This window comes from Saccharothrix coeruleofusca (assembly GCF_014648515.1).
GTDB classification, from domain to species: domain Bacteria; phylum Actinomycetota; class Actinomycetes; order Mycobacteriales; family Pseudonocardiaceae; genus Actinosynnema; species Actinosynnema coeruleofuscum.
On record NZ_BMRG01000011.1, the window covers coordinates 201,502 to 209,556 of the forward strand.

7 protein-coding genes and 1 pseudogene are annotated in these 8,055 nt (G+C 71.5%); 2 read left to right on the forward strand and 6 right to left on the reverse strand.

Annotated features, from left to right (window positions below; genetic code table 11):
- Positions 1 to 4 precede the first annotated feature (4 nt).
- From IEZ00_RS24790 to IEZ00_RS24815, 6 genes are all read right to left on the reverse strand, one after another.
- On the reverse strand, positions 5 to 1,279 hold the full coding sequence (locus IEZ00_RS24790) for a thymidine phosphorylase (protein ID WP_189225749.1): 1,275 nt from the start codon (positions 1,277 to 1,279) through the stop codon (positions 5 to 7).
- Positions 1,280 to 1,299: 20 nt separating this feature from the next.
- The gene (locus tag IEZ00_RS24795) at positions 1,300 to 1,695 is read right to left on the reverse strand and encodes a cytidine deaminase (RefSeq protein WP_189225721.1); all 396 of its coding nucleotides are present in this window, start codon (positions 1,693 to 1,695) and stop codon (positions 1,300 to 1,302) included.
- A gap of 16 nt (positions 1,696 to 1,711) precedes the next feature.
- The gene (locus tag IEZ00_RS24800) at positions 1,712 to 2,977 is read right to left on the reverse strand and encodes an ABC transporter permease (RefSeq protein WP_372448497.1); all 1,266 of its coding nucleotides are present in this window, start codon (positions 2,975 to 2,977) and stop codon (positions 1,712 to 1,714) included.
- Complete coding sequence (locus tag IEZ00_RS24805) at positions 2,974 to 4,038, reverse strand: ABC transporter permease (RefSeq protein ID WP_189225722.1); 1,065 nt, start codon at positions 4,036 to 4,038, stop codon at positions 2,974 to 2,976. Before IEZ00_RS24805 ends, IEZ00_RS24800 begins: the two co-directional genes overlap by 4 nt.
- Positions 4,038 to 5,597: an ABC transporter ATP-binding protein gene (locus IEZ00_RS24810; protein WP_189225723.1), complete on the reverse strand. Its 1,560-nt coding sequence runs from the start codon at positions 5,595 to 5,597 to the stop codon at positions 4,038 to 4,040. The genes IEZ00_RS24805 and IEZ00_RS24810 overlap by 1 nt, the downstream gene beginning before the upstream one ends.
- Positions 5,598 to 5,690: 93 nt before the next feature.
- Positions 5,691 to 6,836, reverse strand: a complete 1,146-nt coding sequence (locus tag IEZ00_RS24815; RefSeq protein WP_189225751.1) for a BMP family lipoprotein — start codon at positions 6,834 to 6,836, stop codon at positions 5,691 to 5,693.
- A gap of 444 nt (positions 6,837 to 7,280) precedes the next feature.
- Here IEZ00_RS24815 and IEZ00_RS24820 point away from each other — a divergent pair, with 444 nt between their 5' ends.
- Positions 7,281 to 7,775, forward strand: coding sequence for a YbaB/EbfC family nucleoid-associated protein (locus tag IEZ00_RS24820; RefSeq protein ID WP_189225724.1), 495 nt, complete (start codon positions 7,281 to 7,283; stop codon positions 7,773 to 7,775).
- Positions 7,776 to 7,830: 55 nt separating this feature from the next.
- Positions 7,831 to 8,055: pseudogene (locus IEZ00_RS37055) on the forward strand (hypothetical protein); the annotation flags it as partial.

An 8,055-nucleotide genomic window follows, 5' to 3' on the forward strand; every position in this document is an offset into this window, starting at 1 on the left:
TGGGTCAGCCGCGGAGGGTCTCGCGGATGAGAGGGGTGGCGGGGACGGGGGTGTCGCCGATGACGATGCCGCCCCGCAGCGCCTCCAGTGCCGCGGGCACCGCCTCGGGCGTGTCGGTGCGCAGCTCCAGCAACGGCTGGCCCGCCACCACCACGTCCCCCGGCTTGGCCAGGCAGATCACCCCGGCCCCGGCCTGCACCGGGTCCTCCTTGCGCGCCCGACCGGCTCCCAGCCGCCACGCCGCCACACCCACCGCGTAGGCGTCCAACGTGGTCAGCACGCCGTCCTCGGGCACCTCGACCACGTGCTTGTGCGCCCCGACGGGCAGTGGCGCGTCCGGGTCGCCGCCCTGCGCGCGGATCATCCGCGCCCACGTCTCGTACGCCTCGCCGGAGGCCAGCACGGCCGCCGGGTCGGCGTCGACGCCCGCGCGGGCCAGCATCTCCCGCGCCAGCGCCAGGGTCAGCTCCACCACGTCCTCGGGGCCGCCGCCGCGCAGCACCTCGACCGACTCGGCGACCTCGACCGCGTTGCCGACCGCCCGCCCCAGCGGCACGGACATGTCCGTCAGCAGCGCCGAGACCCGCAGCCCGTGGTCCACGCCGATGTCCACCAGCGCGTGCGCCAGCGCCCGCGCCTGGTCCAGGGACTTCATGAACGCCCCCGACCCGACCTTCACGTCCAGCACCAGCGCCTGCGCGCCCTCGGCGATCTTCTTGGACATGATCGAGCCGGCGATCAGCGGGATGGACTCCACCGTGCCGGTCACGTCGCGCAGCGCGTAGAGCTTGCGGTCGGCCGGGGCCAGACCGGTGGTGGCCGCGCAGATCACCGCGCCGACCGAGCGCAGCTGGGCGACCACCTCGTCCTCGGACAGCTGGGCCCGCCAGCCGGGGATGGCCTCCAGCTTGTCCAGCGTCCCGCCGGTATGCCCGAGGCCGCGCCCGGACAGCTGCGGCACCGCCGCGCCGCAGGCGGCCACCAGCGGGGCCAGCGGCAGGGTGATCTTGTCGCCCACGCCGCCGGTGGAGTGCTTGTCCACGGTGGGCCGCCCGACCTCCAGCGACAGCCTGGTCCCGGACAGCACCATCGCCCGCGTCCACCGCGCGGTCTCCGCCGCGTCCATGCCGTTGAGGTAGATGGCCATGGCCAGCGCGGACATCTGCTCGTCGGCCACCACGCCGCGGGTGTAGCCGTCGACGACCCAGTCGATCTGGTCGTCGGTCAGCCGCAGGCCGTCCCGCTTGGCCCTGATGACGTCCACGGCGGTGTGAATCACGGGGTGAGTCACGGGGTGGGTCACGGCAGGTCCTCCGGTCCGAACGCATCGGGCAGCACGCGGCTCATCGGCAGTACCCCGGACGGGGTGTCCACCAGGCACGACGCGCCGCCCAGCTCGTACAGGATCTGCCTGCACCGACCGCACGGCATCAGCAGCTCACCGAGACCACTCCGGCAGGCCACGGCCACGAACCGCCCGCCGCCGGTCAGCCGCAGCTGCCCGGCCATGGTGCACTCCGCGCACAGGCCGACGCCGTACGCGGCGTTCTCGACGTTGCAGCCGACCACGATCCGGCCGTCGTCGCACAGCGCGGCCGACCCGACCTGCAACCCCGAGTAGGGGCAGTAGGCCGACTGGGCCGCCTCGACGGCCTTGCCCCGCAGCAGCTCCCAGTCGACCTCGACATCACTCACGGCGCCACCCACCGCGTCAACCACGGCGGTACACCACCCCGTCGGCGGCGGGCATCCGCAGCCGCTGCGACGCCACCGCCAGCACCACCAGCGTCACCAGGTGCGGCGCGTAGGTGGTCAGCTCGCCGGGCACCTCGTCGAGGCTGTAGTAGATCGCGTACAGCAGCACCGCCGCGACGATGCCGCCCGCGGCGGCGAACCAGCGCCTGCGCACCAGCTGCCACACCACGATCGCGCCCAGCAGCAGCACCGCGCCGTAGACCAGGGCCAGGAAGGTCTGCCCGCCGCTGCGCAGCTGCAGCCCGTCGGCGTAGCCGAACAGCGCCGCGCCGCCCAGCAGGCCGCCCGGCCGCCAGTTGCCGAAGATCATCGCGGCCAGGCCGATGTAGCCGCGGCCGTTGGTCTGGCCCTCCAGGTAGCCGGGCTGGCCGGGGTTGAGCACCAGTGCCGCGCCGCCGATGCCCGCCAGCGCGCCGGAGGCGATGACCGCGGCGTACTTGTACAGGTAGACGTTCACGCCCAGCGACTCGGCGGCCACCGGGTTCTCGCCGCAGGAGCGCAGCCGCAGGCCGAACCGGGTGCGCCAGAGCACCAGGTAGCTGCCCACGACCAGTGCCACGGCCAGCATGGTCAGCGGCGAGACGCCGGTGAGCAGGCCGCGCAGGATGCCCGCCACGTCGGACAGGCCCACCCGCTGCTCGGCCTCCAGCTCGCCCAGCCAGTCCGACAGGCCCGCCGCCGAGTAGGTGTCGAACTTGGGCACCGCGGGCGACTCGCGCGGGTTGTGCGAGACCGGGAAGAACAGCAGCGTCGACAGGTACTTGGTCAGGCCCGCGCCGAGCAGGTTGATCGCCACGCCGGAGACGATGTGGTTGACGCCGAAGGTGACCGTGGCGATGGCGTGCAGCAGGCCGCCCAGCGCGCCGAACACGGCGGCGGCGATCAGCGCCGTCCACGGGCCCCACTGGTAGCCCGCCCACGCGGCGCCCCAGGTGCCCATGATCATCATGCCTTCGAGGCCGATGTTCACCACGCCCGCGCGCTCCGCCCACAGCCCGCCCAGGCCCGCCAGCAGGATCGGCAGCGCCAGCCGCACGGCGGTCTGGATGGTGCCGGTCGAGGTCAGCTGCGGCACGTCGGTCAGGTAGGACGTGGTCGACATCAGCACGATCGCGCCCGCGACGCCGAGCATGCCCACCGCCCAGCCGGGCAGCCTGCGCGCCTTGCGCGGCGGCGGGACCGTGGTGGGCGCCTCGGAGGGGTTCATCAACGACGTACTCACGACGCGGCCTCCAGCTCACGACCGACCCGGCGCTGCTGCGCGGTCAGCTCGACCCGGCGGACCACCTCGTAGGCCACGACGACCGACAGCACGATCGAGCCCTGCATGATCGTCACGATCTCCCTCGGCACGCCCACGTTGTCCAGCGCGAGCCCCGACTTGTCCAGGAACGCCCACAGCAGCGCGCCGAAGGCGATGCCGCCGGGGTGGTTGCGCCCCAGCAGCGCGATGGCGATGCCGGAGAAGCCGATGCCCGCCGGGAAGTTCAGGTTGTAGGTGTGGTCGCGGCCCAGGATCTCGGGCATCGACACCAGCCCGGCGATGGCCCCGGACAGCAGCATCGCGATCAGCACCATCTTCTTGGCGTTGACGCCGCCCGCCGCGGCGGCCGTGGCGGACTCGCCGGAGGCGCGCAGCTCGAAGCCGAACCGGGTGCGGTTCATCATCACCCAGTAGCCGATGCCCAGCAGCGCGGCCAGGAAGACCAGGCCGAAGATGGTGCCCGAGCTGCCCAGCGAGATGCCGGGCACCCAGCCGCTCTCGGCGATCTCCGGGGTGCGGATGTTGTTGCCGCGCAGCTCGCCGAAGACGTCGTCGCCGATCAGGTACGCGGCCAGGCCCAGCGCCAGGCCGTTCATCATGATCGTGGAGATGACCTCGTTGACGCCGCGGGTCACCTTCAGGATCGCCGGGATCGCCGCCCACGCGGCGCCGACCAGCGCGGCGACCACGATGATGGCCAGCGCGTGCAGGCCGGGCGGCAGCACGACCGAGCCGCCGAACACCGCGGCGACCACCGCGGCCACCCGGTACTGGCCCTCGACGCCGATGTTGAACAGGTTCATCTGGAACCCGATCGCCACCGCCAGCGCCGCGATGTAGTACGTGCCGGTGCTGTTGATGATGTCGACCAGCGTCGTGCCCTGGCCGACCTGCGACACCATCGCCCCGAACGCCCGCGCCGGGTTGGCGCCGGAGACCACCAGCGCGATCCCGCACAGCAGCGCGGAGAACAGGATCGCCAGTGCGGGCGGCAGCAACTTGCCGCGCAAGATTCCCATTACCGCTCGCCTTCCACTTCCTGCGCCGCTTCGTGGACCGCGTCGCTCGTGGCGCCCGCGCCGGTCATCGCGCTGCCCAGGTCCTCCGGGGTGACCGTGCCGGGGTCGGCGTCGGCGACCAGCCTGCCGCGCAGCATGACCTTGATGGTGTCGGACAGGCCGATCAGCTCGTCCAGGTCCGCGGAGATCAGCAGCACCGCCAGCCCCGCCGCGCGGGCCCGCTTGATCGCGTCCCAGATCAGCGCCTGCGCGCCCACGTCGACACCGCGCGTGGGGTGCGAGGCGATCAGCAGCGAGGGCGCGCCGGACAGCTCCCGGCCCACCACCAACTTCTGCTGGTTGCCGCCGGACAGCGCGGCCGCCGCCACGTCGATGCCCGGCGTGCGCACGTCGAACTCCTCGACGATGCGCCGGGTGTCCCGCTTGGCTCCGTCCAGGTCCAGCCACTGGCCGCGCGAGACGGGCTCGCGGGTCTGGTGGCCCAGGACGCGGTTGGCCCACAGCGGCTGCTCCAGCAGCAGGCCCTGCCGGTGCCGGTCCTCGGGCACGTAGCCGATGCCCGCCTCGCGCCGGGCCAGCGTGCCCAGCTTCGTCAGGTCGCGGTCGCCCAGCAGCACCCGGCCGTGGTGGGCCTTGCGGATGCCCATGATCGTCTCGACCAGCTCGGTCTGGCCGTTGCCCTCGACACCCGCGATGCCGACCACCTCGCCCGCGCGTACCACCAGGTCGATGCGGTCGAGCACCGGGCGGGTGCCCTCCTCGGCGACCAGGCCCAGGTTCTCCACCCGCAGCACCACCCGGTCGGTGACCGTGGACTCGCGGGTCTCCGGGCTGGGCAGCTCGCTGCCGACCATCATCTCGGCGAGCTGGCGGGAGCTGACCGCCTTCGGGTCGGCGGTGCCGACGGTGGTGCCGCGGCGGATCACCGTGACGGAGTCGGCGATCGCGCGCACCTCGTCCAGCTTGTGCGAGATGAACAGGAAGGTGAAGCCCTGCCGCTGCATCGAGCGCAGGGTGGCGAACAGCTCGTCCACCTCCTGCGGCACCAGCACGGCCGTCGGCTCGTCCAGGATGATCACCTTGGCGCCCCGGTAGAGCACCTTGAGGATCTCCACGCGCTGCCGGTCGGCCACGCCGAGGCGCTCCACCAGCACGCCGGGGTCGACGGTCAGCCCGGTGGCCTTCGCCAACTCCTGGATGCGCTTGCGGGCCTTGCCCCCGATGCCGTGCAGCGACTCCGCGCCCAGCACGACGTTCTCCTGCACGGTCAGGTTGTCAGCCAGCATGAAGTGCTGGTGCACCATCCCGATGCCCGCCTTGATGGCGTCGGCCGGGGTGCGGAACCTGACCTGCCTGCCGTTGACCTCGATGGTGCCCTCGTCGGGGTGCTGCATCCCGTAGAGGATCTTCATCAGGGTGGACTTGCCCGCCCCGTTCTCACCGCACAGGGCGTGCACCTCGCCCGCTCTCACGGTCAGGTGCACGTCGCTGTTGGCCACCACGCCGGGGAAGCGCTTGGTGATGCCGGAGAGGACGACGGCAGGGGTCGTAGTGCTCATGGGAAGGACTCCTGGTTCCCGGCCTTCGCCGGGGCTAACCACGCACCAGGCCCCGCGAGTGGTGCTCGCAGGGCCCGGTGCGGTGGTGGCTGATCAGCTGCTCGGCTTGTCCGACACGGTGATCTTGCCCTCGATGATCTGGGCCTTGTACCCCTCGAGGACCGCCTTGAGCTCCTCGTCGATCTTGCCGCCGGAGGTGGCGTAGCCGACGCCGTCGACCTTCAGGTCGAACACCTTGGGCAGGCTGGAGAGGTCGTTCTTGGCGACCGCCTCGACGTAGTCGTACACCGCCACGTCCACCCGCTTGAGCATGGACGAGACGATCACGTCCTTGGACTCGGCGACGGTGGCCTGGTTGTACTGGTCGGAGTCGACGCCGATGGCCTTGGCGTTGGCCGCCTTGGCCGCGGAGAACACGCCCTTCCCGGACGCGCCCGCCGCGTGGTAGAGCACGTCCGCGCCGGACTCGATCTGGCCCTGCGCGGCGACCTGGCCCTTGGTCGGGTCCTGGAAGCCGGAGAAGTCACCGGCCGGGGTGAGGTACTTCTCCTCGATCTTGATGTCCGGGGCGGCGGCCTTCGCGCCCTGCTCGTAGCCCGCCTCGAACTTGCCGATCAGCGGGGTCTCCACGCCGCCGACGAAGCCGATGTGGCAGTTCTTGGACTGGTAGGCGGCGATGACGCCAGCCAGGAAGGAGCCCTGCTCCTCGGCGAACACCAGCGGGGTGACGTTGGTCGCGCCCTCCACCGTGCCGTCCACGATGGCGAACTTCACGTTCGGGAACTCCGGGGCCACCGTCTTCAGCGACTCGGCGTAGGCGAAGCCCACCGTGATGATGGGGCTGAAGCCCTCGCTCGCGAGCTGGCGCAGGCGGGTGAGCTTGGCGTCCTCGGCCTCGTTCGGGGCGGCGGTCAGCTCCCGGATGTTCTCCGGCTTGATGCCCAGCTCGGCCTTGGCCTTGTCCAGGCCCGCGGCGGCGGAGTCGTTGAACGAGGCGTCACCGCGACCGCCGATGTCGTAGGCCAGACCCACCTTCAGCGAGCTGCCGTCGACCTTCTGGCCCGCGGCGCTGCTGGTGGTGTTGGCAGCGGCCGCCGCCGGGGGCTTCTCGCTGAGCTTGCAGCCGCCCTCGGTGCCGGTCGAACCGGACCCGGCGGAGTTGCCGCCGTTGTCCTTGGCGCACGCGGCCATCGACATAACGCTGGTCAGCGCGATCGCGGCCACCGCGACGCCGCGCATTCGACGACGCACAGCTCGTCTCCCTCCCTGCTCTGGTGAGCAGACACATCCCGACGGCGGTGTCGGGCCTCCGAGTCGCGAACCGTACCCCGTGGTAACGACGCTCGCGCACGTGCCGGCTCGCACGTGACCTAATCGTTGGTGCCATCAGGCGACTCCGCCACTTATGGTGACCCGGCGGAATCACCGCGTAGTGATCGGTCACGCGCTGTCAAGCGGTGAACCGGGTGGCGTGTTCACCCGTAGTCCCCAGCGGAGGTCGGGACCAACGGCGGGGTCCCGACCTCCCCGTTTCCAGGTCGGCTCTCCCCCCGTGGCGCACATCACGACCACTTCCTCCCCTGGTCGGCCGCACCCACTGCTCCGTTGGTGGCGCGTTGGGGCCACGTTGGCGGATACCGGTGCACTGAAGGGTGCACCGGTATCCACCCCAGGAGGTTGACCTTGGACCCCCAGCAGTGGCTCGACAACTTCGAGGCCAAGCTGGCCGATCTGCAGCAGAAGTCGGCGGACCTCCAGGAGAACTACGCGGCGGCCAGCGCCACGGTCTCCAGCCGCGACGGCTCGGTCACGGTCACGGTCGGCCCCAACGGCGGCCTGCAGAACATCGAACTCGGCCACCGGGCGTGCGACCTGGGGCCCTCCCGGCTGACCGCGGTGATCATGGAGACCGCCCGCGCCGCGCAGAAGCAGGCCGCGAGCAAGGTCGTGGCGGCCTTCGAACCCCTGGGCGAGGGCACCGAGGCCATGCAGTTCGTCATGGACTCCATCCCGTCGGACGGGACCGAGGACGAGGACGACGACGACGAGCGCGACTACGCGGAGCCGGAGCCGGAGCGCGCCCCGGCGCGGCCGCAGCCGGTCCAGCAAGCCCCGTCGCGCCCGGCGCGCCCGTCGCGCCCGGCCGACGACGAGGACGACGACAACCAGCCGTGGTGACCAGGAAGGCCCGAGCATGACCGCCCCCGAAACACCCATCGCCTCCCCTCCTGGCATGGAGATCACCGAGGAGAACAAGTTCAAGGGCTCGCTGTTCATCTCGGCGTGGGACGAGATGATCACGACCATCGGCAAGGACGCCGAGACCGAGACCGAGAAGGTGCTCGACATCACCTTCGCCGCGATCGGCACGGCCTCGTCGATGGCCATGCTGGCGGTGGACCCGTTCGGCACGCTGCTGGGCGCGGGCATCGGCTGGCTGATCGAGCACGTGAGCTTC

Coding starts and splice junctions, on each gene's coding strand:
- IEZ00_RS24805 (WP_189225722.1), bottom strand. CDS start 4,038: ATGGGAATCTTGCGCGGCAAGTTGCTGCCGCCCGCACTGGCGATCCTG.
- IEZ00_RS24810 (WP_189225723.1), bottom strand. CDS start 5,597: ATGAGCACTACGACCCCTGCCGTCGTCCTCTCCGGCATCACCAAGCGC.
- IEZ00_RS24815 (WP_189225751.1), bottom strand. CDS start 6,836: ATGCGCGGCGTCGCGGTGGCCGCGATCGCGCTGACCAGCGTTATGTCG.